A 25,757-nucleotide genomic window follows, 5' to 3' on the forward strand; every position below is an offset into this window, starting at 1 on the left:
GGTGGCCGTCCTAGGACGAACTTAATCTTACCGGATTAGCGCTGACGCAGGGGTAATACGCGTTCGATAGCCGAAGCGACAGCCAGCAGGTGCTCGTCGTGGTAGGCCGGAGCAGCCACCATCAGGCCCACAGGGGCCTCGTCAGCGGCATGGCAAGGCAGCGACAGGGCGCAGCCATCCAGGAAGTTGATCAGGGTCGGGTTGCGCAGTACCAGGCCGTTGGTGGCAAAGTACACCTCGTCCGATGCTTTCAGGTCTGCAATACGTGGAGCCACGACTGGTACGGTAGGCATCAGCACGGCGTCGTAGCGTTCCAGACGGCTTTCAACCGCACTGATCCAGGCCTGACGGGTATCTTGCAGCTCGATGTAGTCAGCGCAGTCGATATCCTTGCCGCGCAGAATGCGGGAGGCGACACGGGGGTCGTACTCGTCGCCCTTGCTTTGCAGGGTGTCGCGGTGCACGGACCAGGCTTCGGCGCAGACAAAGCCACCTTTGCGGTTGATCTGCGGCAGCTGGTCAAACTCGGGCAGGCTGATTTCTTCAACCACAGCGCCTTGTTCGCGCAGCAGCGTGATGGCACGGTCAAAGGCAGCACGCACGGTTGCATCGATACCATCAAAGACAAAGGTCTTGGGCACGGCCAGACGCAGGGTGTCCAGGGCCGGAGTGGCGACGGGCACGTAAGGCTGGTCGGTCAGGATAGAGTCGACAATGGCGCAGCATTCGACAGATGCGGCCAGAGGGCCGTTAGAGTCCAGGCTGCGCGACAAAGGCATGGTGCCTTCGCTGGGCACACGCTCGGCGGTCGGTTTGAAACCAGTCAGGCCGTTAAAGGCCGAAGGGATACGGATGGAGCCGCCGGTATCGGTACCGATGGAAAAGACGGACATACCTTGAGCCACGGCGACGCCAGCACCAGAGGACGAGCCACCGGGGATACGGGCGTTGTCGCGATCCCAGACAGAGCGCGGCGTGCCGTAGTGGGGGTTGATGCCCAGACCGGAGAAAGCAAATTCGGTCATATTGGTGGAGCCAATCAAGATGGCTCCGGCGCGCAGCAGACGCTCCACAATGGTGGCGTGTTGCTCGGCCGGTTCTGCATCTTTCAACACAGCCGACCCACCCAAAGTGACATAACCTGCGATGTCATGCAGGTTCTTGACCGACATGGGCAGACCTTCAACCAGCGAGCGGCTCAAACCGGCTGCACGCAAAATGTCGGAGGCCTTGGCCGCTGCCAGGGCTTGTTCAGCAAATACTTCGATGAACGCGGCAGCGCCGTCACGGCTTTCGTCCTGGATACGTTCCAGGGCTTGCTGAGTCAGTTCGACAGAGGTGGTTTCACCACGATCAAGAGCACGTTGCAGTTCGGTAATAGTCGCTAGCATGGGTCACTCACAAAATAAATGGGTGGGGCGGGCTGTGCCAGTTTAGGCTACTTCAGGCAGGACTTCTGCCACGTAGGTATGACGGATGCTGCGGTTGCGGCGTGGGTCATACAACTCCATGGTGAACTGAGCGGCAGGACGAATGCCGCCGATAGCGCCTACCGTGCCGCAAGTCATGCCGAAACCTTCAGGCATGGTAGCGGACTGGAAGTAGCCTTCAATCAGTTCCAGCGGGTTCTTCAGGGTGGACAGGGGGCCGTCCTGATACAGGACTTCCTTGCCGTCTTCCTGAATGTAGGCGCGGATGATCAGCTCGTCCCAGTAATCCGCTACATCGCTGAACAACCAGGCTTCGCGGGCCACTGGCTTGGCGCAGATCTGCTTGGACAGGGCCACGCTGTGTGCTTCCAGAACGCGGTCGGTATGGTCCGATGCCAGGCTGACCAGCAGGCGACCCTGGTGGTTCAGGACAAACACTTCGGTCTCGCCGGACGAACCTGCGCCCACGACCTGGATGGCTTCATCCTGGATCATTTGGTTGGCGGCGATGCGGTAGTACAAAGGGACCGAGCTAGGGCGGGGGACGCCCAGTTCGGCCAGTTCTTCAATGTGATGTTCGATAGCCGCCAGATCGCGGCCAGCCCAGCCGGCCACGATGCAGTGCTGCAAATCAGCTTCGATGATTTCAGTGTGGGTGGCCTGGGCCAGTTCAAAGGTCAAACGCATAGCAGTACTCATTCACTCAAAGACATATTGGAATTAACCGAACAGGCGTGGCAGCCACAAAGCCAGATCGGGGAAGACAGCCAGCAGGCCTACCATGGCCAGCAACATGATCACAAAAGGCAGACTGCCAATCATGACGTCGTTCATGCTGCCGTTCTTGCGCAGGCTTTGAACGACAAACAGGTTCAGACCAACGGGCGGAGTGATCAGCGCCACTTCCACCAGAATAATGATGGCAATACCCAGCCACACAGGGTCAAAGCCCAGGGCAATCATGATGGGAGCCACAATCGGGATGGTGGTGATCATCATGGACAAGGTTTCCATGAAGCAGCCCAGCACCAGATAGAACACCACAATGATTAGCAGCATGACCATGGGCGACACGCCCAGACCAGTAATGGCATCAGTCAGTGCATTGGTCAGGCCAGTTGCGGCCATCACAAAGTTCAGGAAGGCCGAGCCGAGCACGATCAACATGATCATGGCGGTGGCTTTCATGGTGCCTTCCAGCACTTCTTTGATCATGTTCACGCTCATGCGACCGGAGAAGGCGGCCAGGATCAGCGCACCGACCACACCTAATGCAGCGGCTTCGGTTGGCGTGGCAATCCCAGCGTAAATTGAGCCGACTACTAGCAGGAAGATGCCCAGCGGTGGAATCAGATGCACCAGGCTGGCAAAACGTTGGCCCCATGACGCACGGATTTTGGTGCCACCCCATTTGGGTTTGACCATACACGCCGCAGCGATAGCCAGCATGAACAGCAGAGCCATGCCCAGACCGGGGATAATGCCGGCCAGATATAGCTTGGGTACTGAGGTATTGGTCAGCACGCCGTAGATCACCAGATTGATCGATGGCGGAATCAAAATACCCAAGGTGCCGCCAGCGGCCAGACTGCCCAGGAACAGCGGCTCGTTATAGCCTTGTTTCTTGATCTGAGGCAGGGCAACGGTGCCCACGGTAGCCGCGGTCGCCACGCTGGAGCCAGACGTGGCGGCAAACAGGGCACTGGCACCAATATTGGCGTGCATCAGGCCACCGGGCAGCCACGACAGCCACAGGCTCATGGCGTTGTACATGCGTTCGGCCATACCGGAGCGCAGCAGGATCTCGCCCAGCATGATGAACAGGGGGATAGCGACCAGCAGGAATTCGTTGCTGGTACCCCAGGAAATTTCACCCAATGCGCCCGTCAGGGGCAGCATGGAGTACAGCGGGTCCAGAATCAGGCCCAGAACACCCAGGGCAGCGCCCACGGGAACGCTCAAACCGATCAGAACGAGCAAGAGAGTCAGTGCGGTCGTAATCATTGGGCGTCTCCTTGCACCAAGCGTTTGCCAGTCTCGGCTTCTTCAGAGGCTTCTTCCTGGGTGCTGCGGATACCGCACAGGGATTGAATGCCGACCAGATCACCCGTAATCAGGGCAAGGCTGGAGCGCAGCAACATCAAAGCCAGAACAACGCACAGCCAGACCAGACCACCTACCCACAAGAACTGGGGAATCCACAAGGGCGTGCCCATAGCCGTGTTGGCGGTGGACTGATTAGCCCAGGACAGGCCAGCCACATCAGTGGCGTACAAGGTCAGGTAGACAATGAAAACAGACAGGGCCACCAGGGCAACCCAGTCCAGCAAGGCTGCCAAACGGACGGGCAGGTGCTGGTAGACGGCGTCGATACGGATATTGGCCCGTTGCAGGGTGGCAAACGATAGTGCCCATGAAATGCTGATGGCAAAGGCATAGCCGGACAGTTCATCCGAGCCGCCTAATGAGCTGCCACTGAATTTGCGAAACAGGACGTCCGCGGTGATATAGAGGGCGCTGATCAATGTCAGGCTGCCTGCGAACCAGATGGCGATGCGCGACAGGATCGTGGCACCGGACAGCAAGCGGTTCAGCATGGCGAATTTTTCGGTATTTTCCATGGTGTCTACCCCGTACAGGGTCTAGGAGGGAGGGGCCTGGGGTACAGGCAGCCGGCCACCCACGGTAGGATGGCCGACGGAGCGGGTACAGATTTACTTCTTGGCTTCAAAACCCAGGATAGGGCTCAGGCTGGTGTTAAAGGCAGCCACAGTGTCAGCAGCGCTACGCTCGGCCCACTTGGGCACCACGGTTTCGCTCATGACTTTCTTCAGCAGTTCGCGATCAGCGTCAGTTGGCTTGACCAGCGTCATTTTGCCTTTGAGTGGCTGTGTGCAAGCTTCAGCGCCGGTGTTGCAGTCGTAGCCTTCCTGTGTTTCCTTGGCAGCGGCGACCCAGATTTCTTCGGTCATGGCCTTGATGTTGCTGGCCAGGAACTCTTGAACTTTAGGATCGAGTTTGTTCCAAGAGCCCAGGTTGGCAGCGTGAATCTGCTGGTTCCAGTTGATGGGCATTTCGTACAGGCTGGAGCTCACTTCGTACCATTTGGCCGAGTAGCCGGACATGGAACCGGTAATGGCGCAATCGACCACACCGTTCTGTAGAGCAGGAACTACTTCACCAAATGGAATCGTTACGCTGTTGCCGCCCAGCGCTTGTACGAATTCAGCTTGGGTGCGGCTGCTGGTACGGACCTTTTTGCCTTTCAGATCGCTCAGGCCGTTGAAGGTGCCATTACAAAACAGAACCTGGGCAGGGTAGGTGGAGAAACCCAGAACCTTGACGTTGCTCTTGGCGTAGAACTGTTCGTAGGCGGGGGTGAAGGCGTCGGTCAGCTTCTTGGCCACCTCGATATCGGGGGCCAGACCAGCCAAGTCGATGGCTTCGTTGATCGAGTTGTCGCTGGCGAAGTAGGCCAGGGTTGCCGTACCAAAAGGAATCACCCCTTGGCTGATCAAACGCATGATCTCAGGACCTTTCAGGCCCATGTCGTTAAAGCCTTTGATATCGGCTGTGATCTGGCCACCGGACAGCTCGGGCACTTTCTTGGCCCAGAAGGGCTGCTCTGTGTTCTGGTAGGCAGTCAGGTTGCTCAAGCCACCGACAACCTTTAGGGAAGTCTTGGGCAGTTCCTGGGCCATCGTGGCAGAGCCCAGGGCCAGGGAGCCTAAAGCCAGGGAGGTCAGTACGATTTTTTTCATAAGGTGCTCCTAATAGCGGTCCAGCTGTATGGTTGATAGAGTGCGCTCCCCGGTAGCAGGGAGCTGCATATTGAAACCAAAGGGGCGACCGGCTTGTAACCGGTCAAATCTTGCTTAAAGCGCGGCCAGCCGTGTGTTGGGCAGATCGGTAATCAACATATGGCCAGGGGCATGCGTGATACAAAACTGCGGCTTGGCCTGGGCAGCGACGGCTTGGGGGGTAACGCCGCAGGCCCAGAAAACGGGCAACTCATCCGGGCCTACCGGGACTGCATCGCCGTAATCAGGCTGGTGCAAGTCGGCAATACCAATCAGTGCAGGGTCACCGATATGAACCGGGGCCCCGTGTACCGAAGGAAAACGGGAGGTGATCTGTATGGCACGAATGGCATCGGCAGCGCGCATGGGTCGCATAGATACCACCAGTGGGCCCGACAGGCGCTGGGTGCCCTGGGTTTGAATCGAGCTGCGATACATGGGGACATTCACGCCGGCACTGATATGGCGTACATCAATACCATCGGCCAGCAGGGCTTCTTCAAAAGAGAAGGAGCAACCAATCAGAAAGGACACCAGATCATCGCGCCAGACATCTTCAATGTTCAGCGGCTCGGTGCTCAGTTCGCCGTTCTGCCAGACACGGTAACGAGGGAAGTCCGTGCGCAGATCAATCGAACCCCCCAAGGTCGGAACCTGAAACTGTCCCGGCTCAGTGACGGCTAATAAAGGGCAGGGCTTGGGGTTGCGCTGGCAAAACAGCAAAAACTCATTGGCCCAGTCTTTAGGCAGAATCATCAGGTTGGCCTGGACATAGCCTGCCGCCAATCCCGCAGTAGGACCAGTATGGGTTTCTTGACGGATCAGCTCGCGGCATTTTTCGGCCTCGAGCGCCAACGTAGGCAGGGATTGCAGGTTCATGATGACCACTCGCACAAAGGGGGGGTTGATCACAGCATCGGATTGCAACCGATCAGATAATTTGTGTCCAATCGTATGTTCGAATCCTAGGCCATAACGATTACTTATCGGACTGCGCGTATTGTTGCGCGATTTCTTGCGCATGATTGGCGACGACGCGGGCAATATGACTGTCCGGTGAGTCCATCCAACAGGCAAAAAATTCGATGGCCGGCAAGGCTTGATCAACTTTCAAAAGACGCAGTTTTCCCTCTGCAAGCTCGTCTTTTATGACATCGGGTGCCAGCACGCTGGGACCCATGGCATGACGTGTCATTTGCACGATAGTGCTGAGCGATGCACTGCCAAAAATACGCGGCGCTTTGACCCCGGCACGCAGCAGGGCTTCGCGTGTGGCCAGGTAAGGAACGCTACCCGAGGGATAGGTGATAACAGGGTAAACCCCTAGCTCCGAAACGCTGACTTTCCGGCCGTGCAGCTTCAAGTCGGGGCTGGCGACCCAGCCTAACTGATAAGCGCAAAGTCGAATGCATTGCTCTTTCGGGTCTTGGCCTACCCCCACAATCATGGCCATATCAATTTGGAAGCTGGCCAGTTGCTGGCGCAGCACGCTGGTGGTGTCGACGTGGATTTCGATCACCAAAGCGGGGTACTCCTGATGCAGCTTGTCGATCAGCTCGTGCAACCAGGTTTGCACAATGGTTTCGGCAACTCCCAGGCGCAGCAGGCCGCGAATAGCATTTTGTTCTTTGGCTGCGCGCAGCATTTCCGTGCGCAGATCCAGCATGCGCTGTGCGTGAGACAGTAGTTCCTGGCCTTTGTCGGTCAGCTTGATGCCACGGGCTCCTCGATCAAATAAGCGCAGCTCCAGACTGGATTCCAGCCCGGCGATGCGTTGGGAGATAGAGGGTTGGGTCGTGTTGAGTTTCTCGGCAGCCGCCCGGAAACCGCCAAGTTCGGCGACCCATACAAAAGCTTCGATCTGTTTGAGATCAATCATGTTTCCGGTCCTGAAAATAGGCAGTCTTATTATGCCTGATGGCTATTCGGGCGCTGAAGGAGAGCAGACGGATATTTTTCTGCATGTTTGTTTGATTGGCCACGGCCACCACTATAATTCGCCCATGACTTGCAAGATACTGATTGTGCGTACGTCCTCGTTGGGAGATCTGGTGCATATGCTGCCGGCGATCTCGGACATTGCACGCCATGTGCCCGGTGCACAGATTGATTGGCTCGTAGAAGAGAGCTTTGCCCAAATTCCGGGCTGGCATCCGGCCGTGAATGAAGTGATTCCCGTGGCGCATCGGCGCTGGCGCAAACAATGGTGGTCTGCCCAGACACGGCAGGAACGAGCCGTTCTGCGAGAGCAGCTACAAGCGCGCCAATACGATGTGGTGCTCGATATGCAGGCCTTGATGAAATCCATCTGGCTGGTACGGCAGACCAAGGGCCGTCGTCATGGCCTGGACTGGAAGTCCGCGCGTGAACCTCTAGCCTCTCTTTTTTATGATGTGCGCCACCGCGTCGGTTTCTGGCAACCGGCGGTATTCCGTCAGCGTAGTTTGGCCGCCTCTGCCTTTGGGTATCAGTTTGAAGGCGCGCCTGACTTTGGTCTGCAGGGTCTGGCTGCTCAAGCGCCCAAGGATGTTGACCCCTACGCCATCATCATGCCCTCGGCCAGCCGGGACGATAAGCTCTGGGAGCCGGATAACTGGCAGCAGGTGTTTGATCGCTTGCAGGGTGAAGGCATGGCTTTGCGTTTGTTGGCCGGCAGCCCTGCCGAATCAGAGCGTGCTGAAACCTTGATTGCGGGCCGTAGTCAGGCGCAGGTGATGCCACGAATGGATTTGACGCCCATTGCTCTGCAATTGGCCGGTGCGCAAGTCATGGTGGGTTTGGACAGCGGGCTGACGCATTTATCAGCCGGTTTGGGCCGTCCTACAATTGGCATCTATAAAGCCTCCACGCCAGTGCGTACGCCTTTGGAAGGCTCGGCCTATACCGCCAGTCTGGGTGAACGAGGGCACCCTCCTTCGGCTGAGACCGTGCTCTGTGCCATCGACCAGGCGTTGGGCCGGGCAGCCGTGCCTGAGGGCGGACTGTTAGCCCCGCAAAAAAGTTAGTCTGGCCCTTGTAGGCCAATTCGTTTTTTTGTGGGCAGGCTTTGTGCTTACAATACGCGATGGTAAGGGGCCAGCGGCCCCATCTTGCTATAGACCAGCGGTGCTGGATTCCTGTGGCACACCATTCTTGTATTTCCTCCCAGCAGCGCTGACCATCGGTTAGCCGCTTTTGATTTCGTACGAGGCTAAGCGGGTGAACCGATTTTTCTATACTGCCTCTATTCGCATTCTGGCTCCAGCCCTGATGGCCTGGATGGGTTTGCGTGCCCGTCGAGCCGGTGGCGACTGGCAAGTTCTGTCGGGTCCTCGCTTTGGTTTTTACGGTTCGCTGCCAGTGCCCAAGCGGGCTCCGGTCTGGGTGCATGCGGTCAGTCTGGGTGAAACCCGTGCTGCGCAGCCTTTGGTACGTGCCTTGCTTGATCAAGGTGAAACCGTTCTGCTGACCCACATGACGGTGACGGGTCGAACAGAAGGCGCTACTGCCTTTGCTGCTGAGATCGCCAGTGGGCAATTGCTGCAGCAATGGTTGCCTTATGACTTCCCCGGTTCGGTACGTCGTTTTTTTGCTCACTATCGCCCTTGTGCCGGGGTGCTGATAGAACGCGAAGTGTGGCCCAATCTGTTGGCCGCAGCGCGTCGACAAGGCATTCCCATGATGTTGGCCAGCGCCCGTTTTTCAGAAAAGGCGTTGCGTACCAGTTTGAAAGCGGGCTCAGTTATGCGAGGAGCCTATCGCTCTTTCAAGCTGATCTACGCTCAAAGTCTGGCCGATGCCCAGCGTCTGGAGCTGGCCGGCGCGCAAGGCGTGCGAGTATCAGGCAATTTGAAGTTTGATGTCGTGTTGCCGCAGGACAAGATTGCTCGTGGTCGTGGCTTTGCCAGCGACTTGGGACGGCGGGTTGTTGTGATTGCCAGTACGCGCGAGACCGAGCACGTCGATTTTATTGATGCGATTGCCCATTATTTGCGTCGTGAGCGTGAGCATGGCAGCGAACTGCACAGCCCAGTGCTGTTTGTTTTAATTCCGCGCCACCCACAGCGCTTTGAAGAGGCCGCCGCTTACCTGGAGCAGGCTGGTTTGCGTTCGGTGCGCCGTAGCGTGCTCCTGGAACAGGGCGATACCAGTACCAGTGCCATTCAGGCCTGTCGCGAAGTGGATGTCATGCTGGGCGATACCATTGGCGAGATGCATTGGTATTACGGCTTGGCACGCGTGGCGATCGTAGCGGGCAGCTTTCAGCCTCTTGGCGGACAGAACTTCATCGAGGCCTGTGCGGTGGGTGTTCCCGTCATCGTTGGTCCCCACACTCATAATTTTGCCCAGGCTATGCAAGATGCCATGCAGGCAGGCGCGGCGATACGTGCAGGGACACCCGCATTGGCGCTGCAGCAAGCGGTGGAATTAGTGGATGATCCGGCTCGGCATCACAAGATGGCTGATGCGGGATTGCATTGGGTTCAAATGCACGAAGGTGCAGTGCAACGTGTTATTTCTGGATTGGCACAAATTCGCCGTTAAATACTTTCTCACGCATGCGCTAATAAGTATTTGTTTTTACGCGTATTTGAGTTTGTGGGGATTTGCAGACTGCTTAGCCTGATTTGAATCAAATTAAATAAAAAAGCCCGCATTAAGCGGGCTTTTTTGAGATCTAAAAACTGATCAACTTACAGTTTTTGGATGCTCTTAGCTTGTGGACCCTTTTGGCCTTCTGCCGACTCGTACGAAACGCGTTGGTTTTCTTCCAAGGATTTAAAGCCCGTGCCCATGATGTCCGAATGGTGAACGAAAAGATCTTTGCCACCGTTGTCGGGGGAGATAAAGCCGTAGCCTTTTTCGTTATTGAACCATTTCACGATACCGGTTTCTGTTTGCATTTCCTGCATTCCCTAAAAATGACGAGCAATCTGCTCAAGAAAGATTGTCAAGATGTAAAAATCAGGGCAATGAGTATTGGAAACAATACCGTATTGAACAAACTTCGACGAACTTGAAATCCTGCACTGCCAATCGTAGGGGGTATTTAACCTGTAAGTCAAGCTAAATCGCCCTCTGCGTGGTTTTCAGGCAGTGTTTGATCAACAATTACAACCAAGCTTGTTTCCCGTACGGACCCCTCTGCGCCCTCGTTAAAGTCCGTGGTATTTACGACCAAATTCAAGCGTAGCATGAAAGAATCCAGCCTTGCTACCACAGTCGTAGCGTGTGCCTTCATATTCATATGCATATACCGCGCGACTTTCCAAAAGACTGGCGATTCCATCCGTTAATTGAATCTCCCCGCCTACTCCGGCTTGGGTGCGGCGCAGGTGATCAAAGATTTCGGGTTCCAATACATAACGGCCTACAACGGCTTGTGTAGAAGGGGCGACTTCTGGTGCGGGTTTTTCAACAATTCCATTAATGCGGGTGGTTTTGGAATCGACTAATTGACCCGACACAATTCCATATTTATTTGTTTCATTTCGATTTACATTTTGTGTCGCCACAATACTGCCGTTGTATTGATGGGCCGCCTCAACCAGTTGTCGTGAGACAGGGGTGGCCGCGTCAATCAGGTCGTCGGCCAGCAACACCAGGAAGGGTTCGTTGCCCACAATGGGCGCTGCGCACAGTACCGCATGACCCAGGCCCAGGGCGCGTGGCTGGCGGGTGTAGATACAGCTCACATGGCTGGGGATAATGTTTTGTACCGCATCCAGCAATTCCAGCTTGTTCTTGTCTTTCAGTTCCTGCTCAAGCTCAGGGAGGCTGTCAAAGTGATCTTCAATGGCGCGCTTGTTGCGGCCGGTGATGAAAATCAACTCAGTGACCCCAGCGGCAATAGCCTCTTCAACGGCGTATTGAATCAGCGGTTTGTCGACAATAGGCAACATTTCCTTGGGCATCGCCTTGGTGGCGGGCAGGAAACGCGTGCCTAGACCGGCGACGGGAAAAACAGCTTTGCGGATGGGTTTCATAGTGTCGTCAATCGAGGGTCAGGGGGAAGCAGGCGCAGGGTGTGCGGGCGTTCCCAGTTGAATGGCATCTTGGTTGCGTTGCGAAAACTGCCGAGGTTCACGACCTTGCTCGCTGGGAGGCGTGCCAAAAAAGCCTTGTCCAAAGGCCAGTAGGGCTACGTTAGCCACCAGGATCAGTATGAAAAGCAGTCGCATCGTCGATGCCCTGAAAAATACAATTCAACCCACGATTGTACGGGCAGGTGGGTTTAAGTTCATCCGTTTTCATGCCCAGCGTATCAATGGGTCACCCCTGTTACCTAAGGCAGCTACGTGTGTTTGGGCTGATATCTGGTCAAAGACGGGAAGCAAATAGCGCCAGGCCTCGCAAAGCAGGGGTTTCCAGTTCTTGGAGCGTGGGAGGCTCTTTATTTAGCAAATGACAATGGTTGCTTAATTGTTCTAGCAGTTCTTGTTGCGCCAGCGCCCGACCACCGCCCGCTAAAAAGACTAATGGGCCATGCCCCTGGCTTTGACGGCCTTTTTCCCATTGTCGTAGCACCGCACCGGCCTGGGCCGCCGCCACGCCCGTGCTGATTGCGGCCTGAGTATTGGTGGGAAAGGCTGCCGTCTGACCGTGAGCCTCTGGAAGCTGTGCCGTATTTTGCTTGAGTGAGGCCAGCATCAAGCTGGGGCCGGGCAGAATAGACCCGCCTAAAAAGTGACGTATCCCGTTTTTTGCTGGGCCAAGCAAGTCTATGGTGGTAGCTGTGCCAAAGCTGATCAGCAATGCGCTTTGCTCGGCGGGATACTCGTGCGCCAGCAAGTCGCACAGACCCAGCAAGGAAGCCCAGCGGTCTGCGCCCAGCTGGCTGGCCTGCTCATAATCGTTGTGTAGACCAAAAGCCTGTTCCTGAGCTTGTAGCCAATGCACTGGCCCTAGGCCCAGACGGCTGACGGCTGCATCGATTTGTGCCTGGACCTGTGGGCCAGCCACATTGACGCCCAGCGCTTGCACACCTTGTTGACAGGTAAGTTCCTGCAAGGGGGCATGGCCCGCTGCAAGCCAAACCTCCAATTGATCCAATTGGTCCGCATGTACGCTAACCGGCTGGCTTTCACGTGCCCCAGTTAAAGGATGACACCATCCTAATTTAATACGGGTGTTGCCAGAGTCGATGAGCAGGGTCATGCCGGGTTTTCAGTGCTATAGAAGTGACAGGGTGGCGATTAGCGTTGGGCGCGAACGGAAACTTCGCCCACCGTTACTGCGCGTTCCGAACCATCGGGGTGACGTAGCAACAATTGTCCCGACGTGTTGATGCCCGTGACGATGCCTGTGTGCAAGACTTGGCCGTTGTCGATGATATGCACCTGTTGACCAATAAGTGCATCGACCTGTGCGTAGCGATTGGGCAGGTCAGCAAAACCTTGGGCAGTGACATGGTTCAGGCTCAGGTACAGGCTTTGTGCAACTTTGGCCACAATGTCGGAACATCGCGCCAGGGACGCTTGCTGAGAGTGCTCTGCAATGTTGCTCCAGTCCGCAATGGCGCGCTGTGTATTCTGGCTTAGGGTGGCCGCTTCACGCAAATTCAGCCCTACTCCAATAATGACAACGTGATGGTCACTGGAGCTGGGGGCCGCGCTGGCGCGGGTGGCTTCTACCAGAATGCCGGACAGCTTGGCCTGATCCCACAGCACATCATTCGGCCATTTCATGGCCAGGCGATTGCGCAGTGCAGGTTCCACAAACTGCCGCAGCGCTTCCGTGGTCGCCAGGCCAGACAAAGGCGAGAGCGTAGGTAATTGCCGGGTAGGCAGAAAAATATCGAAGGCACAGGAAAACATCAGGTTGGCCCCGATGCTGTTTTCCCAGGTACGCCCGGCGCGGCCACGACCACGGCTTTGCAAATGCGCGCCCAACAACCAGGGGCGCACACGTGGGCCAGACTCCTGCCGAGCTAGGGCGAGCAAATCCGCGTTTGTCGACTCCGTGGAGTCTACCCAGCGGATCTGGGGGAAATGCGGCAAGCGCGTACGCAACTCCGCCATCATGTCGCGAGGACTGGGTAAGGTGAATGCAGAAGAGGTATTCATGACAATCCGGTACACTGGACGAGTTAAACGTAATCTTATGTGATATTTGATCTGAGCATGTCTGAACGCGTAGATACAATCCAATTTTCCGGCCAGGCCGGTGTTATTGACTGTGCTCTGGACTGGCCTGCAGGCGAGCCCCGGGGTTGGGCCTTGCTGCTGCATCCCCATCCCTTGCATGGTGGAGCACGTAATAACAAAGTCGTCACGACCTTGTCGCGCAGTGCTACCCAACATGGTCTGCTGGCGGTACGTCCTGATTTTCGTGGGGTCGGTAAATCGGCAGGTGAATTCGACAGCAGCCGCGGTGAAACCGCTGATATGCTGGCCCTGATCGAACAGTTTCCCTCACACTTTCCGCAGTGGAATGCAGGCCCTGCTATGTTGGCTGGTTTTTCCTTTGGCACAGCGGTAGCCGCTCAAGTGTATGCCAGCCTGCAAGACGCCCAAGCTCCTTTGCCCAGCGCCTTTGTTTTGGCCGGCACGGCTGTGAATCGCTTCCGCTTCCAGGATGTCAGCCCCCCCGCCGATACTTTATTAGTGCACGGTGAGACTGACGATGTGGTGCCCTTGTCAGAAGGCATGGACTTTGCCCGTGAGCACCAACTGCCTATGGTGGTTCTGCCTGACGCCGGTCACTTTTTTCATGGCAAGTTGATTCAACTGCGCGAACTGGTCAGCCGTCATTTGGTTGCGCTTGGAACCTAAGCCGGGTTTTGCTTTCAAATCGTTGCGTTTTCCTGCTCAGACTCAGGGGCTTGGCCCCTCACAGGCCCAGATGGCTCTGCCATAATGGGTTCTTTCCGCCACTGTCAAAGCAATCGATTTTTCCCATGACTTCTATTCAAAAATTTGCATCTCCGGTCCTTTCCCGTTGTGTGGTGGCACTTGCCTTGGCGCTGCCTATGGTGGCACAGGCGCAGACTCAAACCCCCGTCCCCACAGAGTCCGGCCAAGTTGTTGGCGCACAGACTCCCGCCTTACCCGGCGATCTGTCAGTTGTACCTGCACCTGGCCTGACGGCCCGTGCTTGGCTGTCCATGGACGTCAATAGTGGCCAGATCATTGCGGCTGAAGGGCTGAATGAACGAGTAGAGCCGGCTTCCCTGACCAAGCTGATGACCGCTTACCTGGTCTTTGATGCTTTGGAAGCTGGCCGTCTGAAGTTGGATCAGACCGTCGTCATTTCGGATAAGGCATGGCGCACTGAAGGTTCGCGCATGTTTGTGAAGGTCAATTCCCAAGTATCTGTGAACGATCTGCTGCAAGGTGTGATCGTACAGTCCGGTAATGATGCTTCTGTCGCCTTGGCTGAAGCGGTGGCGGGTAGTGAAGGCGCCTTTGCCGCCTTGATGAACGAAGAAGCGACCAAACTGGGTTTGACAGCCACACATTTTGTGAACTCCACCGGCCTGCCTGATCCCGAGCATTTGACCTCGGTACGTGATCTGGGTGTGTTGTCCGCTGCGCTGGTCGCCCGCTTTCCCCAGTACCTGCATTACTACAGTCAAAAAGAGTACACCTACAACAATATCAAGCAGCCTAACCGTAACCGCCTGCTCTGGCTGGATAACACGGTGGATGGCTTGAAAACTGGTCATACCCAATCGGCGGGTTACTGCTTGGTGTCCACCGCCTTGCGCGATGGCCGCCGTGTGGTGTCGGTGGTCGTGGGCACGGCCAACGATGCCGCCCGTACCGAAAACAGCCTGAAGCTCTTGAACTGGAGCTTCCAGAACTTTGAAACGGTCAAGCTGTACGACGCCAGTAATCCTGCCGTCACAGCCCGTGTTTGGGAAGGTGAGCTTGAGAACGTAGGCCTGGGTACCGAAGGCGCTTTGTGGCTGACTGTTCCACGCGGTAAATCCGCTGAGATCAAGCCAGTGGCCAACTACACTCAGCCTCTGCTGGCCCCGTTGAGCAAGGGTGATAAGGTCGGTACACTGACTTTGTCCCTGGACGGAAAAGTCTTGGCGGAGCAGCCTTTGCTGGTGCTGGAAGATGTGCCCGAGGCAGGCTTTTTTGGTCGTATGGCCGACAAAGTACGCTTGATGTTTGAGTAATCCTTTGGTGCGAGGCCGACTCCTATGATTGAAGGTATTGATCCCGACAGCATTGTTTATCTGAACGGCGACTTTGTGCGCTTGGGCGAGGCCAAGATCTCGGTACTGGATCGTGGCTTTATCTTCGGTGATGGCATTTATGATGTCGTCCCCGCTTATCATGGCAAGCCGTTTCGTATCGACGGACATTTAGGACGTTTGGAACGTAGCCTGGCAAAAGTGGGTATCCATAATCCCTTCTCTCGTCGTGAATGGGAAAAGCTGGTGCTGGACATGCTGGCTCGTTCCGGGCGGGGGGGCGACTGCATGGTCTACATTCAGGTGACTCGTGGTGTGGCCAAGCGCGATCACGCGTTCCCCAGCCATGTGTCACCCAGCATCTTCATCATGGTCTCGCCTTTCAAGCGAGTGCAGCAGGAACGCGAAGCGGGCTTGAAAGCAATAGCCATTGAAGATGAGCGCTGGTTGCGTTGCGATATAAAATCCGTCTCTTTGCTGGGCAATGTATTGGCCAAGCAGCAGGCAGTCGCCGCAGGTGTGGACGAGGTCATTCAGTTCAGGGACGGTTTTTTGACAGAAGGGGCCTCCTGCAATATCTGGGTTGTGCGCGATGGCACGCTGCTGGCGCCCATGCGCAATAATCTGATCCTGGAAGGGATACGCTATGGATTGATGGAAGAGCTGGCCGCTCAGGCGGGCATAGCTTTTCAGGCACGTCAGATCTCTTGTGAAGAGGTCGATAGCGCCGACGAAATTATGATGACGTCAGCCACCAAAGAGGTGCTACCCATCGTTGTATTTAACGGTCAGCCCGTCGGTGATGGGCGACCAGGACCTGTCTTTGCCAAATTACGAGAAGGCTATGACAAGGCCATCAAGGCTGCGGAGCAAGCATGACCATTTCCCCTGAAGATTCGTTGATCGAATACCCCAGTGACTTTCCTATCAAGGTCATGGGGCAGACACACGACACCCTGCAAGACGAACTACTGGCTATTGTGCTGGAATACGACCCTGACTTTGACGTGGCAACGATCGAAGTGCGTCCCAGCAAAGCGGGTAACTACACAGGCCTGACATTCACTGTTCGCGCCGTCTCGCGCGAGCAACTGGATAATCTGTACCGTGACCTGCATGCGCATCATCTTGTGCGTGTGGTGATGTAAGCAGGGGTCAGGTGTTTATGTCCGACTCAGTTCGTATCCAGTGGTTTGAGCGGCCTAGCGCCTATGAACCCATCTGGCAGGCAATGCGCGACTTCACGGAGCAGCGCGGGCCAGACACCCCTGATGAAATCTGGCTTGTGGAGCACAGGCCTGTCTATACCCAAGGACAGGCCGGCAAACCGGAGCATCTGCTCAATCCCGGTGGCATCCCTGTGGTGCAAACCGACCGGGGCGGGCAGATAACCTATCACGGCCCGGGGCAGTTAATGGTGTACTGCCTGTTCGATCTGCGGCGGCTGGGCTTATATGTCAAAGAATATGTTCGCCTTCTGGAAGAGGCAGTTATTAGCTGTTTGACGCATTTTGGTGTTGAGGGCGCTTGCTGCAAGCCGGGAGCGCCAGGCGTGTATGTGCCGCAGGAAATGGCAGGTCAGGAGTTGGCCAAGATTTCCGCACTGGGGATCAAGATTCGTAACGGCCGCTCTTACCATGGCTTGGCTTTGAACCTGGATATGGACCTAAGTCCCTTTAACGGCATCAACCCCTGTGGGTATGAGGGGCTGCAAACAACGGATATGCGCTCGCAAGGCGTCGTCGTGGCTATGGACGAGGCGGCGCAGTATCTGTGCACCTATTTAAGTCGGGCTTTGGCCCAGCGCAGCCAGCTTGTCGCTGCTTAAGTGGGACGTAGACCACAAGACCTAGAAAGCACAATTGTTGTAATGAGAATTGTTTGCGATAATGCAGAACACCTTAACTGTTCTGTTGGGCCTGTATGCCGTCGTCCCCCAAATCTCGCAAGTCATGGCTCGATCATTATCGCGGGCTGATGGGCAATTGGACCCGGCGGCAAAATAACCATCACGACGCGGAAGATGCTGTCCACGATGCCGTTGTAGGCTTGCTGGATCAGACGTGTACCCACATCCAGAACATCCCCTCCTACCTTTTTCAGGCGACCCGTAATCAGCTGTTCGATGAAAGTCGGCGACGGGGACGTTGGGCGCAGATGCCCTTGGATCAATTGGATGAAGCCGATACGCCAGCCTCCCCGGACGTGGCTGAGGCCTGTCAATCCGCTCAATTAATGGACGAACTGGAGCTAGTCTTGCTTCAGCTGCCTTTGGTATGCAGGCAAGTTTTTTTATGGAATAAAATCGAAGGCTATAGTCAGCGCGAAATCGCCGAGCGCCTGGGTTTATCGCAAAGTATGGTGGAGAAACACATGAAACGTGCGTTGACCCATTTGCAGACTCACTTGTACTTGTTTCAGCAAGACTGATCAGCCGCAGTATTCCTACGTTTTGCTCACGCCTCTTTTTCCCTTATGACGACGACCGCTGGTTCAACCTCGCATTCGACAGCCCGTGAACACGCTGTTCAGTGGTTTACTCGTGTGCGTTTGGGGCCGCTTTCTTCTGAAGAACAGGCGCAATTGAATGCCTGGCTAGCGTCCTCCCCCTTGAATCAACAGCATTTTCAAGACTTGCAAAAAGCCTGGAAGAAGCTAGATGAACTGCCCGTAGAGCGTTTGCGTCGTTTGGCGCAAGCTCCTGCAGTGGCTAGGCCGAAGATAAAGTCACTGTCTTGGCGACCTGTCTTTGCCGCATTGGCACTGGTCGCTGTGATGGGTGGCCTATGGCTTTGGCCGGCAGGGCCAGAACAGTCGTGGTCAGTCAGCACGGCCGTAGCCCAGCGGCAGGAGTTACGTCTGCCGGATGACAGCGTATTGCTGGTCAATGCCCGTACTCAAATCAATGTGGTCTATACCCCCAAAGAGCGACGGGTCTATCTGGAATCGGGCGAGATTCTTGCTGATGTACGTACAGATGCAGATCGTCCGTTCATTGTGGAAACGGCGCATGCCAGCGTTCAGGTTCTGGGCACCCGTTTCAATGTGCGCAAGCAGGCAGATCGGTTGGATGTGGCTGTGGACCGGGGGCGAGTGCGCTTGTCGGCGGGACCGTGGTGGAACTCACAGTCCGAGCGTCTTGGAGTCGGGCAGGCTGCCCATTTTTCTGTACAGCAAGGCTTGGGGCCGGTGCAGGAAGCCGATGTGGCCGCGCTTACGGCGTGGCAAAGTGGCCGTCTGGAGTTCGACAACGAGCCATTAGGGCTGGTGCTGGAGCAACTGTCTGCTTATTTGGATGAGCCCGTTCGTATAGGCGATGCGCAGCTCGCGCAGCTGCGTATATCCGGCACACTGTCCATGGAAAAGCCGCAAGAAGCCTTGTTGATCTTGGCTGATATTGCCCCTGTTCAGATTCTGAACGTGGAATCCAAGGGCTGGGTCATCAATCGCCGTTAAATTCATTACGGAAAAATCCTTGCCCAGACGTCTTTAGACCAGGGAGGTGTGCTGGCGGCAATAAACCGTTGGCGTGTCTTGGTTTAAAGATTCCGAGCAGGCATGGCCTGCCGGTAGGGATGGATATCATCACCATGTCTGGTAATACACATAAGATCATCATGCACAGTCGCACAGGTCGTCGACTGCCCGCCAGTTTTGGGGCTGTGCTGCTGGGCCTGTGCCTGTCGGCGCTGGCTGCACCCATACAGGCGCAGTCTGCTGCTCAGCCACAAATGGTGAGTTTGACAGCACAACCCCTGTCATCTGCTTTACGCGGTTTGGGCCGCCAATTTTCTGTGCAGATTGTTTATTTGCCAGAAACTGTCGCAGCCAGACAAAGTCCGGCCTTGTCGGGGCAGTACACGCTGGATCAGGCTTTGGGTCAGTTGCTGACAGGAACCGGGATTCAAGTCCGCCGCTCTGGCAATAATGTTTCGCTTAGTCCAGCTGGAGAGCAGGGGCAGGCCACTCAACTGGCCCCCGTGCAGGTGCGCGCATCGCGTCAGGATATGAGTAGTGAGGACACCGGTTCTTATGCAGCGGCAGGCGCAACCATCGGCAAATCCCCCTTGTCTTTGCGTGAGATTCCTCAGTCCGTGTCAGTAATGACGCGTGGCCAGATGGACGAGCAAGGTTTTACCCGCGTGGCCGATGCCATCAATTACACCACTGGTATCAGCAGCAGCGGCTACCCGGACACAGAGGCTTTCAATAGCCGTGGGTTTGGCACCAGCCTTCAGTACGATGGTGTGCCTTTGCAGGGCCTGGGCGCACCCCATCTGGATTTGGCGATCTACGATCGCATCGAGGTGATGCGAGGGCCAGCGGGTTTGCTATCCGGTACTGCTGAGCCTGGTGGCGTGGTGAATCTGGTACGTAAACGACCTACTCAGGATGGGCGATTTACTGCCCAGGTGTCAGCAGGGAGCTGGAGTAATTTCCGTGGAGAAGTTGATGCTAGCGGACCGTTGAACAAGGAAGGCAGTTTGCGGGGGCGCTTGGTCGCTGCTTACCAGGATAAGGATCAATATTATGATCAGGGCCGCTCCACTCCCACTACCTTGTATGGTGTGCTGGAGTATGACTTGGCGCCATCCACCACTTTGGGTTTGACAGCCTTTTACAGCCAGCTGGATTTTCGTAATTTCAATGGTTTAGCGCTCTACGACGATGGCAGCATGCCAGACCGTCGCAGCTTTGTGGGGCCAGCGCGTACCTCTAGCCATGAAACTTACGAGTTGGGCGCAGATTTGACACATCGCTTTGATAATCGTTGGGTCTTCAAAGCCAATTACAGCCACAAGGAAAGCACTTATAAAGGATTTAGCTCCTTTGCCTTAAAGCCGATTTCGCTGCAGACCGGGCTGACAGATATGCAAGCTGGTCGTATTCATAATGACTTTAACTGGGATCAAGGGGATGTCAGCGTAACGGGGCCATTTGATTTGTTTGGCCGCGAGCATTCCTTGACGGTTGGGTTTAATGCGGCGCGCAACAATACCTACACTAGCTCCCGTTTTCACCAGTTCCCGAATTGGGATGCACTGAATGACTTTGACTATGGTTCGGCCTTGGATCAGCCCATTTTGAATCGCAACCAAGAGATCGTGACCCAGTCCGGCGTGTATGCCTCAACCCGCTTGAAGCTGCATGACAATCTGACAGCCGTGTTGGGCGGGCGCTGGAGCAATTACGAAAGCAAGAGTCGTTCGGTAGATCCAGCGACCAGCGCCTGGAAAGTCAGTGATGCGAAAGCCAGCGGGGAATTTACTCCTTTTGCAGGCTTGGTTCTGGACGTGAGCAACAACATTTCGCTTTACAGCAGTTATGCCGAAAGCTTTGTGCCGCAGTCACAGCAGGATTACACCGGCAAGGTTTTGGACCCACGTAAAGGTTGGCAGCTTGAGGCCGGCGCCAAGGGCGAGTTCTTTGATGGCCGCTTGAATGGCTCTATCGCTGTGTATCGGATGCGTGACACAAATCGTGCAGTAACGGATACCGACCACATTGGTTGTGGTGGTAGCCCTACTGGAACCTGCTCCCGTGCGGCGGGCCTGGTGCAAAGCCAGGGCTGGGAAATGGAAGTGGTGGGTAGCCCAGCTGCCGGCTGGGATCTGGGCATGGGCTACACCTATACTGACGTGCGCTATCGCCAGGATGCGGTACAAGCGAATGAAGGCCAGCGTTTCAATGCCAACTTGGTACCCAAGCACTTGTTCCGACTGTGGACTCACTACCGCTTTCAGCCCCAGGACTGGGATGGTCGCTTGACTGGTTGGTCTGTGGGGGCGGGCGTACAGGCACAAAGCAATCTGCTGACATCGGACGTCTACCAAGGAGGGTACGCGACAATGTCGGCCAAGATTGGCTATAAGCCCAATGAAAATTGGGAGGCCTCTTTGGCGGTCAATAATTTGTTCGACCGCCGTTATCTGTCCAGCGTGGGTTATCCCACTTTCCTGAATATTTACGGAGCACCGCGGAATGCGATGCTTAACCTTAAATATCGTTATTGATCAGGACAGCGCGTCGCTTCAGGTGCCACGCCATTGCGGCGCGCGTTTCTCAATGAAGGCGTCAATGCCTTCGCAGGCGTCGTTGCTCATCATATTGTCTGCCATGACCTGGCCTGCGTAGTCGTAGGCCTGTTCAATGGCCAGACTGCGTTGCCGGTAAAACATGGCCTTGCCAGCACGAACGGCAACCGGACTCTTGGCCAAAATACTATCGGCCAGTTTCTGGATGGTCTGATCCAGCTGGTCTTCGGCGACTGCATAGTTGATCAGCCCCAGTTCTTGCGCCCGCTGGGCACTGATGAATTCGCCTGTCATCAACATTTCCATGGCGGCCTTGGGTGGCACGCAACGTGACAGGGCGACGGCTGGCGTAGAGCAGAACAGGCCAACATTAATACCTGAGACCGCAAAACGAGTGGACTCGCTGGCTACCGCCATATCGCAGGTAGCCACCAATTGGCAGCCAGCAGCCGTTGCCAAGCCTTGTACGCGAGCGATTACTGGCACAGGCAATGCCAGCACACCTTGCATGACGCGGCTGCAGCGGCTGAACAAGTCACGGTAATAGGTGTGCTCGGGGTTAGCACGCATCTGCTTTAGATCGTGCCCGGCACAGAAGGCTTTGCCTGTTGCCTGGATGATGACGCATTGCAAGCTGGGGTCTTGGGCCAGCGTATCCAGAATGTGTTGTAAAGAACCCAACACTTCTTCGGATAGGGCGTTGTATTGTGCAGGCCGGTTCAAGGTGATGCGGGCCAGTCCCTGATGCTGTTCCAGCAGGACGGGATCGGCCGGGTGCTCATGTGACATGCAAGTCTCCGTACTTATAGTATGTGCAGGTTTTATTTTCGGGTGTTGCTGCATCGTTGGATCGACCTCTATATTAGAGGGGTCTGGCACAAACTATCGCCCTTGTTCTAGGCGCTTGTAAAGCGTAGAGGCTACAATTGGCCACTGCGCCCATCGTTTGGTGATGTTGCCCGCACGCTGTTTTTCTATTTACACGCCTATGACCACCCCTACAGATACGTCCGTCGATCCTAAACCTACTGTTCGCCCTCGCGTTGTCGAATACGACGCAACGCAAAAGCAGAAGGCCGAGGCCAAGACCTCGCGCATTCCGATCAAGGTCGTGCAGGCAGAACGGCTGAAAAAGCCTGAATGGATTCGGGTGAAGGCGGCGGCACCGAATTCTCGTTTTTACGAGATCAAAGAAACCCTGCGCGAGCACAAGCTGTTCTCGGTTTGTGAAGAGGCTTCCTGTCCCAATATTGGGGAGTGCTTCGGTAAGGGCACAGCCACTTTCATGATCATGGGCGACAAGTGCACACGCCGTTGTCCTTTCTGTGATGTAGGCCATGGCCGTCCTGATCCGTTGGACGAGAACGAACCCGCCAATCTGGCCAAAGCTATTGGTGCCATGAAGTTGTCCTACGTGGTAATTACCTCGGTAGACCGTGACGACTTGCGTGATGGTGGTGCAGCCCACTTTGTGGAATGTATTCGTCAAGTGCGTGAACACTCGCCCACCACCACCATTGAAGTGCTGGTACCGGATTTCCGTGCTCGCCTGGACCGTGCCTTGGGCATTCTGAATGCGTGCCCTCCAGACGTGATGAACCACAATCTGGAAACAGTGCCTCGTTTGTACAAACAGGCTCGCCCTGGTTCGGACTACCACCACTCTTTGAAGCTGCTGCAAGAGTTTAAAAAGCTGCATCCGGACGTTCCAACCAAATCGGGCCTGATGGTTGGTTTGGGTGAAACCAATGAAGAGATTCTGGAAGTGATGCGCGATATGCGCGCACACAATATTGATATGCTGACCATCGGCCAATATTTGCAGCCATCCGGGCACCATTTGCCGGTGATGCGCTACGTGACGCCGGACGAATTCCTGATGTTTGAGCGCGAGGCCTATGCAATGGGCTTTACCCATGCCGCCGTTGGCGCCATGGTGCGGTCGTCTTATCACGCGGATCAGCAGGCGCATGCCGCAGGTGTGCAGCCCTAAAAGACGGGAGTGGGGTTTTAAGGCTCCGCCTTTGTCTGAACAACCCGGTCTTTTGGCCGGGTTTTTTTATGTCTGCTTAATCAGCACTACTTAAAACAGCCCTCTATATATAGAGGCTTGCCGAGATCAGCCCGCTACAGTTGTTTAAAACTATCTCAAGCTAGACGAGCCCATTCTGCTCCGACGCTGGCCAAGCTAATTCAAATTGGCTTGGTGGAAGTGAGCAATCAGTTCGATTGCTTGTGCTATATGCCTGCGCCTGCCTTGATTGAAAGGCGCTCATTAGGTGGCAACGCAAATAAAAGGGGCCGCTATGGCCCCTTGGAACTGTTCGTGAAGACTTGGTTTGCTGTTTTTACTTAGGGGCCGGTGGATCCACAGCGTCGTTCAGTGTCAAAGCGCGGGCCGACAGGTTCTCTATATAAGGCTCCAGGGCCTCGTCGTAGTCTTCGACACCTAGGTACCAGGCCGTTAGGCCTTTGCTGCCTTGTTTGAGATCAGTCCAGCAGAATAAAGAACGGTCAAAAGAGTCCTTGATGGTCTCATCGACAAATTTGAAGAGCTCGTCCAGCAAGGGAAGGCAAGCCAGGGGTACGGCAAACGGCGTTTCCCCTTGGAATTGCCAGCTGTATTGTTCGAGTAGTTCACTCGACCAAAGAGCATGTTGTTCTTGAGAGCTTAATTCTGAATTGGCAGGGCTTAAAGGCATGGTTCTAGATCAGGTAAGAGGAACGGATGGTTAAGGGCCGGTGGCAAACCATTGTATGGGGGTGGCGCCTTGCTCCTTGAGCCAGTCATTGGCTTGCTGAAAATGAGCGCAGCCAATAAAGGGGACAGGTGGACGGCGTGCGGCCAAGGGAGAGGGATGATTGGCTTTCAAAATCAGATACGCATGGTGAGAATGCTGCTGTATCAAGGCCTCTTTGGCCTGTGCGTGCGCACCCCACAGCATATAGACAATAGGGCGTGTACTTTGCTGGGCCAGGTTTATCAACAAAGCGTCGGTGATTTGCTCCCAGCCTTTCTTTGCGTGAGAAGCTGGCAGGCCATCCTCTACCGTCAGTGATGTGTTCAGCAGCAATACCCCTTGTCGAGCCCAATTGCTTAAATCATGGCTCGGTGACAAAGGGGTGTCCGGGTATTCCAGTTCCAGCTCTTTAAAGATATTGCGCAGGCTGGGGGGAGGCGGGCAAGTGTCAGGCACGGAGAACGATAGGCCTTGGGCCTGATTTGGGCCGTGATATGGATCTTGGCCCAAAATGACGACACTAACCCTCTGCAAGGGCAGGAGTTCCAGAGCCCGAAAAGGGGCTGCAGGATAAATAGAGGCGCCGTCCTGGCATTCCTTGTCGAGCCACTTGGCCAGAGAGTCCAAAGTGTCTTGCAACTCCGGCTTATCCAGCGATGCTCGCCAGTCACTGGGCAGGCGGGCAATCTGAGTCAGAATGTTCTCGGTCAAGAGATTGCTGGACAGCAGCTCCTCGCCAATCAGGCTGAGCTGTGCCGCAGGAACTTGAGAAGATGAACGGGCCATAGTCAGCATACAGAGTTAGTTGTGCATCTATTGTAATAGCGGACTTTCAGCCTACCTACCTGCTTGCTAGTGTTGCTCTCTATATATAGAGCTGTTTTCAGTGGTGCTGATTTGCATGCCTCTATATATAGAGGGGTGGTGACGGGCTGTACATGTGTTGGTAGAGCGCCGGTTAGGTTTGGTGTCTGCTTACTTGCCTTTGGCGAAGTCGGGAGCTGCATTATCTTTTTGGTCTGTCGGTCTGTGAAATCGGTGGGATTTCAAACTGAAGCTAATAATGAGTAATGTAGATGAGCAGGAGCAGCGGAAGCACCTACTTATACGGCGTAAGCAGCGGGAATCGGGGTGTTTGAGGTGTCGGTTTCGGCAGCAGTGAGCTTGTCAGGAAAAAAGCTCAATTCAGTATCATTTAGTTTCATTTGATATTTTTCTTATATAACAATTATTTAGGTCGATAATTGGTCAAAACCACCTCCTTTTTATGAAATGTCTTAGTAATAAACTTGCAAGCCGCGAATTCATCGTGCTATAGTTCTTTTCTCGCTGCAGCACAGACAGGGTTTACCCCGAAGCGCTACAGAGAGCAGTTAGACAAGAATCACCGCTTTGGCCAGAAGGCCCGCACCGATACTTAGATAGCTGGCCAGGTAACTGGCAGGGTAAAAACCCGGAGCTTGACAGATCTCAAAATTCTGTGTTAAAGTTCTAGGCTCTCCCTAAGAGAACGCAACGTTAAGTTTTTAAGTGTTTGAAAAGACTTTTGAAAATTTACCCTTGTTTGTGAAGTTGGATGGTTAGCCTCACGGTTGATTGTTCATCAGGTAGGACGGAGCGAAAGT

At 55.2% G+C, this 25,757-nt stretch carries 26 protein-coding genes; 11 read left to right on the plus strand and 15 right to left on the minus strand.

Features of this window, described 5'->3' with window-relative positions; genetic code table 11:
* Window positions 1-35: 35 nt before the first annotated feature.
* The 7 genes from IE156_RS17100 to IE156_RS17130 all read right to left on the minus strand — a co-directional run bounded on the left by IE156_RS17100 (window position 36) and on the right by IE156_RS17130 (window position 7,109).
* Window positions 36-1,391, minus strand: coding sequence for an amidase (locus tag IE156_RS17100; protein WP_189393850.1), 1,356 nt, complete (start codon window positions 1,389-1,391; stop codon window positions 36-38).
* 42 nt (window positions 1,392-1,433) lie between these two features.
* The gene (locus tag IE156_RS17105) at window positions 1,434-2,117 is read right to left on the minus strand and encodes a DUF2848 domain-containing protein (protein ID WP_189393851.1); all 684 of its coding nucleotides are present in this window, start codon (window positions 2,115-2,117) and stop codon (window positions 1,434-1,436) included.
* 33 nt (window positions 2,118-2,150) lie between these two features.
* Window positions 2,151-3,434 (minus strand): TRAP transporter large permease, encoded by a 1,284-nt coding sequence (locus IE156_RS17110; protein WP_189393852.1) that lies wholly within the window; start codon window positions 3,432-3,434, stop codon window positions 2,151-2,153.
* Window positions 3,431-4,051, minus strand: a complete 621-nt coding sequence (locus IE156_RS17115) for a TRAP transporter small permease subunit (RefSeq protein WP_189393853.1) — start codon at window positions 4,049-4,051, stop codon at window positions 3,431-3,433. The genes IE156_RS17110 and IE156_RS17115 overlap by 4 nt, the downstream gene beginning before the upstream one ends.
* A gap of 93 nt (window positions 4,052-4,144) precedes the next feature.
* Window positions 4,145-5,191, minus strand: a complete 1,047-nt coding sequence (locus tag IE156_RS17120; RefSeq protein ID WP_189393854.1) for a TRAP transporter substrate-binding protein — start codon at window positions 5,189-5,191, stop codon at window positions 4,145-4,147.
* Between the two features lie 114 nt (window positions 5,192-5,305).
* Complete coding sequence (locus tag IE156_RS17125; RefSeq protein WP_189393893.1) at window positions 5,306-6,109, minus strand: putative hydro-lyase; 804 nt, start codon at window positions 6,107-6,109, stop codon at window positions 5,306-5,308.
* 100 nt (window positions 6,110-6,209) lie between these two features.
* Window positions 6,210-7,109, minus strand: a complete 900-nt coding sequence (locus IE156_RS17130) for a LysR family transcriptional regulator (RefSeq protein ID WP_189393855.1) — start codon at window positions 7,107-7,109, stop codon at window positions 6,210-6,212.
* 124 nt (window positions 7,110-7,233) lie between these two features.
* Between IE156_RS17130 and waaC the strand changes: the two genes are divergently transcribed.
* Both waaC and IE156_RS17140 read left to right on the plus strand, forming a co-directional pair.
* On the plus strand, window positions 7,234-8,235 hold the full coding sequence (gene waaC / locus IE156_RS17135; protein WP_189393856.1) for a lipopolysaccharide heptosyltransferase I: 1,002 nt from the start codon (window positions 7,234-7,236) through the stop codon (window positions 8,233-8,235).
* A gap of 193 nt (window positions 8,236-8,428) precedes the next feature.
* A complete protein-coding gene (locus IE156_RS17140) occupies window positions 8,429-9,754 on the plus strand; it encodes a 3-deoxy-D-manno-octulosonic acid transferase (RefSeq protein WP_189393857.1) in 1,326 nt (441 codons plus the stop codon).
* A 149-nt stretch (window positions 9,755-9,903) separates the two neighbouring features.
* On the opposite strand, the gene IE156_RS17145 is transcribed toward IE156_RS17140, so the two are convergent.
* The 5 genes from IE156_RS17145 to IE156_RS17165 all read right to left on the minus strand — a co-directional run bounded on the left by IE156_RS17145 (window position 9,904) and on the right by IE156_RS17165 (window position 13,275).
* The gene (locus tag IE156_RS17145) at window positions 9,904-10,113 is read right to left on the minus strand and encodes a cold-shock protein (protein WP_189393858.1); all 210 of its coding nucleotides are present in this window, start codon (window positions 10,111-10,113) and stop codon (window positions 9,904-9,906) included.
* Window positions 10,114-10,365: 252 nt separating this feature from the next.
* Window positions 10,366-11,196: a UTP--glucose-1-phosphate uridylyltransferase GalU gene (gene galU, locus IE156_RS17150; RefSeq protein WP_189393859.1), complete on the minus strand. Its 831-nt coding sequence runs from the start codon at window positions 11,194-11,196 to the stop codon at window positions 10,366-10,368.
* Between the two features lie 18 nt (window positions 11,197-11,214).
* A complete protein-coding gene (locus IE156_RS17155) occupies window positions 11,215-11,391 on the minus strand; it encodes a hypothetical protein (protein WP_003804797.1) in 177 nt (58 codons plus the stop codon).
* A gap of 139 nt (window positions 11,392-11,530) precedes the next feature.
* A complete protein-coding gene (locus tag IE156_RS17160; protein WP_189393860.1) occupies window positions 11,531-12,367 on the minus strand; it encodes a type III pantothenate kinase in 837 nt (278 codons plus the stop codon).
* A 38-nt stretch (window positions 12,368-12,405) separates the two neighbouring features.
* Window positions 12,406-13,275 (minus strand): biotin--[acetyl-CoA-carboxylase] ligase, encoded by an 870-nt coding sequence (locus IE156_RS17165; RefSeq protein WP_189393861.1) that lies wholly within the window; start codon window positions 13,273-13,275, stop codon window positions 12,406-12,408.
* Between the two features lie 57 nt (window positions 13,276-13,332).
* Between IE156_RS17165 and IE156_RS17170 the strand changes: the two genes are divergently transcribed.
* The 8 genes from IE156_RS17170 (at window position 13,333) to IE156_RS17205 (ending at window position 21,370) form a co-directional block, all read left to right on the plus strand.
* Window positions 13,333-13,983 (plus strand): alpha/beta hydrolase, encoded by a 651-nt coding sequence (locus IE156_RS17170; protein WP_189393862.1) that lies wholly within the window; start codon window positions 13,333-13,335, stop codon window positions 13,981-13,983.
* A gap of 125 nt (window positions 13,984-14,108) precedes the next feature.
* Window positions 14,109-15,338 carry a D-alanyl-D-alanine carboxypeptidase family protein gene (locus IE156_RS17175; RefSeq protein WP_189393863.1) on the plus strand — a complete coding sequence of 410 codons (1,230 nt, stop codon included), beginning with the start codon at window positions 14,109-14,111 and terminating at the stop codon, window positions 15,336-15,338.
* Between the two features lie 24 nt (window positions 15,339-15,362).
* Window positions 15,363-16,235 (plus strand): D-amino acid aminotransferase, encoded by an 873-nt coding sequence (locus tag IE156_RS17180; RefSeq protein ID WP_189393864.1) that lies wholly within the window; start codon window positions 15,363-15,365, stop codon window positions 16,233-16,235.
* Complete coding sequence (locus IE156_RS17185) at window positions 16,232-16,504, plus strand: DUF493 family protein (RefSeq protein ID WP_189393865.1); 273 nt, start codon at window positions 16,232-16,234, stop codon at window positions 16,502-16,504. Before IE156_RS17180 ends, IE156_RS17185 begins: the two co-directional genes overlap by 4 nt.
* Window positions 16,505-16,521: 17 nt before the next feature.
* Window positions 16,522-17,184 carry a lipoyl(octanoyl) transferase LipB gene (lipB, locus tag IE156_RS17190; RefSeq protein ID WP_189393866.1) on the plus strand — a complete coding sequence of 221 codons (663 nt, stop codon included), beginning with the start codon at window positions 16,522-16,524 and terminating at the stop codon, window positions 17,182-17,184.
* Between the two features lie 95 nt (window positions 17,185-17,279).
* Window positions 17,280-17,786, plus strand: coding sequence for a sigma-70 family RNA polymerase sigma factor (locus IE156_RS17195; protein ID WP_189393867.1), 507 nt, complete (start codon window positions 17,280-17,282; stop codon window positions 17,784-17,786).
* Between the two features lie 45 nt (window positions 17,787-17,831).
* A complete protein-coding gene (locus IE156_RS17200; RefSeq protein WP_189393868.1) occupies window positions 17,832-18,812 on the plus strand; it encodes a FecR family protein in 981 nt (326 codons plus the stop codon).
* A 134-nt stretch (window positions 18,813-18,946) separates the two neighbouring features.
* Window positions 18,947-21,370, plus strand: coding sequence for a TonB-dependent siderophore receptor (locus IE156_RS17205; RefSeq protein WP_189393869.1), 2,424 nt, complete (start codon window positions 18,947-18,949; stop codon window positions 21,368-21,370).
* A gap of 18 nt (window positions 21,371-21,388) precedes the next feature.
* On the opposite strand, the gene IE156_RS17210 is transcribed toward IE156_RS17205, so the two are convergent.
* On the minus strand, window positions 21,389-22,180 hold the full coding sequence (locus tag IE156_RS17210; protein WP_189393870.1) for an enoyl-CoA hydratase: 792 nt from the start codon (window positions 22,178-22,180) through the stop codon (window positions 21,389-21,391).
* Window positions 22,181-22,379: 199 nt separating this feature from the next.
* Between IE156_RS17210 and lipA the strand changes: the two genes are divergently transcribed.
* A complete protein-coding gene (gene lipA, locus IE156_RS17215) occupies window positions 22,380-23,384 on the plus strand; it encodes a lipoyl synthase (RefSeq protein WP_189393871.1) in 1,005 nt (334 codons plus the stop codon).
* Window positions 23,385-23,739: 355 nt separating this feature from the next.
* Here the strand turns inward: lipA and IE156_RS17220 are convergent, their stop codons facing one another.
* Together IE156_RS17220 and IE156_RS17225 are read right to left on the minus strand one after the other, a co-directional pair.
* Window positions 23,740-24,093, minus strand: a complete 354-nt coding sequence (locus tag IE156_RS17220) for a hypothetical protein (RefSeq protein WP_189393872.1) — start codon at window positions 24,091-24,093, stop codon at window positions 23,740-23,742.
* A gap of 30 nt (window positions 24,094-24,123) precedes the next feature.
* Complete coding sequence (locus IE156_RS17225; RefSeq protein WP_229841443.1) at window positions 24,124-24,918, minus strand: uracil-DNA glycosylase; 795 nt, start codon at window positions 24,916-24,918, stop codon at window positions 24,124-24,126.
* Between the last annotated feature and the right edge of the window lie 839 nt (window positions 24,919-25,757).

The organism is Alcaligenes pakistanensis, from assembly GCF_014652815.1.
Lineage (GTDB): Bacteria > Pseudomonadota > Gammaproteobacteria > Burkholderiales > Burkholderiaceae_B > Alcaligenes > Alcaligenes pakistanensis.

Excerpts from the sequence above, each read along its gene's own strand:
- IE156_RS17100 (WP_189393850.1), bottom strand. The coding sequence starts at position 1,391 with ATGCTAGCGACTATTACCGAACTGCAACGTGCTCTTGATCGTGGTGAA.
- IE156_RS17105 (WP_189393851.1), bottom strand. The coding sequence starts at position 2,117 with ATGCGTTTGACCTTTGAACTGGCCCAGGCCACCCACACTGAAATCATC.
- IE156_RS17110 (WP_189393852.1), bottom strand. The coding sequence starts at position 3,434 with ATGATTACGACCGCACTGACTCTCTTGCTCGTTCTGATCGGTTTGAGC.
- IE156_RS17115 (WP_189393853.1), bottom strand. The coding sequence starts at position 4,051 with ATGGAAAATACCGAAAAATTCGCCATGCTGAACCGCTTGCTGTCCGGT.
- IE156_RS17120 (WP_189393854.1), bottom strand. The coding sequence starts at position 5,191 with ATGAAAAAAATCGTACTGACCTCCCTGGCTTTAGGCTCCCTGGCCCTG.
- IE156_RS17125 (WP_189393893.1), bottom strand. The coding sequence starts at position 6,109 with ATGAACCTGCAATCCCTGCCTACGTTGGCGCTCGAGGCCGAAAAATGC.
- IE156_RS17130 (WP_189393855.1), bottom strand. The coding sequence starts at position 7,109 with ATGATTGATCTCAAACAGATCGAAGCTTTTGTATGGGTCGCCGAACTT.
- waaC (WP_189393856.1), top strand. The coding sequence starts at position 7,234 with ATGACTTGCAAGATACTGATTGTGCGTACGTCCTCGTTGGGAGATCTG.
- IE156_RS17145 (WP_189393858.1), bottom strand. The coding sequence starts at position 10,113 with ATGCAAACAGAAACCGGTATCGTGAAATGGTTCAATAACGAAAAAGGC.
- galU (WP_189393859.1), bottom strand. The coding sequence starts at position 11,196 with ATGAAACCCATCCGCAAAGCTGTTTTTCCCGTCGCCGGTCTAGGCACG.
- IE156_RS17155 (WP_003804797.1), bottom strand. The coding sequence starts at position 11,391 with ATGCGACTGCTTTTCATACTGATCCTGGTGGCTAACGTAGCCCTACTG.
- IE156_RS17160 (WP_189393860.1), bottom strand. The coding sequence starts at position 12,367 with ATGACCCTGCTCATCGACTCTGGCAACACCCGTATTAAATTAGGATGG.
- IE156_RS17165 (WP_189393861.1), bottom strand. The coding sequence starts at position 13,275 with ATGAATACCTCTTCTGCATTCACCTTACCCAGTCCTCGCGACATGATG.
- IE156_RS17170 (WP_189393862.1), top strand. The coding sequence starts at position 13,333 with ATGTCTGAACGCGTAGATACAATCCAATTTTCCGGCCAGGCCGGTGTT.
- IE156_RS17175 (WP_189393863.1), top strand. The coding sequence starts at position 14,109 with ATGACTTCTATTCAAAAATTTGCATCTCCGGTCCTTTCCCGTTGTGTG.
- IE156_RS17180 (WP_189393864.1), top strand. The coding sequence starts at position 15,363 with ATGATTGAAGGTATTGATCCCGACAGCATTGTTTATCTGAACGGCGAC.
- IE156_RS17185 (WP_189393865.1), top strand. The coding sequence starts at position 16,232 with ATGACCATTTCCCCTGAAGATTCGTTGATCGAATACCCCAGTGACTTT.
- lipB (WP_189393866.1), top strand. The coding sequence starts at position 16,522 with ATGTCCGACTCAGTTCGTATCCAGTGGTTTGAGCGGCCTAGCGCCTAT.
- IE156_RS17195 (WP_189393867.1), top strand. The coding sequence starts at position 17,280 with ATGCCGTCGTCCCCCAAATCTCGCAAGTCATGGCTCGATCATTATCGC.
- IE156_RS17200 (WP_189393868.1), top strand. The coding sequence starts at position 17,832 with ATGACGACGACCGCTGGTTCAACCTCGCATTCGACAGCCCGTGAACAC.
- IE156_RS17205 (WP_189393869.1), top strand. The coding sequence starts at position 18,947 with ATGTCTGGTAATACACATAAGATCATCATGCACAGTCGCACAGGTCGT.
- IE156_RS17210 (WP_189393870.1), bottom strand. The coding sequence starts at position 22,180 with ATGTCACATGAGCACCCGGCCGATCCCGTCCTGCTGGAACAGCATCAG.
- lipA (WP_189393871.1), top strand. The coding sequence starts at position 22,380 with ATGACCACCCCTACAGATACGTCCGTCGATCCTAAACCTACTGTTCGC.
- IE156_RS17220 (WP_189393872.1), bottom strand. The coding sequence starts at position 24,093 with ATGCCTTTAAGCCCTGCCAATTCAGAATTAAGCTCTCAAGAACAACAT.
- IE156_RS17225 (WP_229841443.1), bottom strand. The coding sequence starts at position 24,918 with ATGGCCCGTTCATCTTCTCAAGTTCCTGCGGCACAGCTCAGCCTGATT.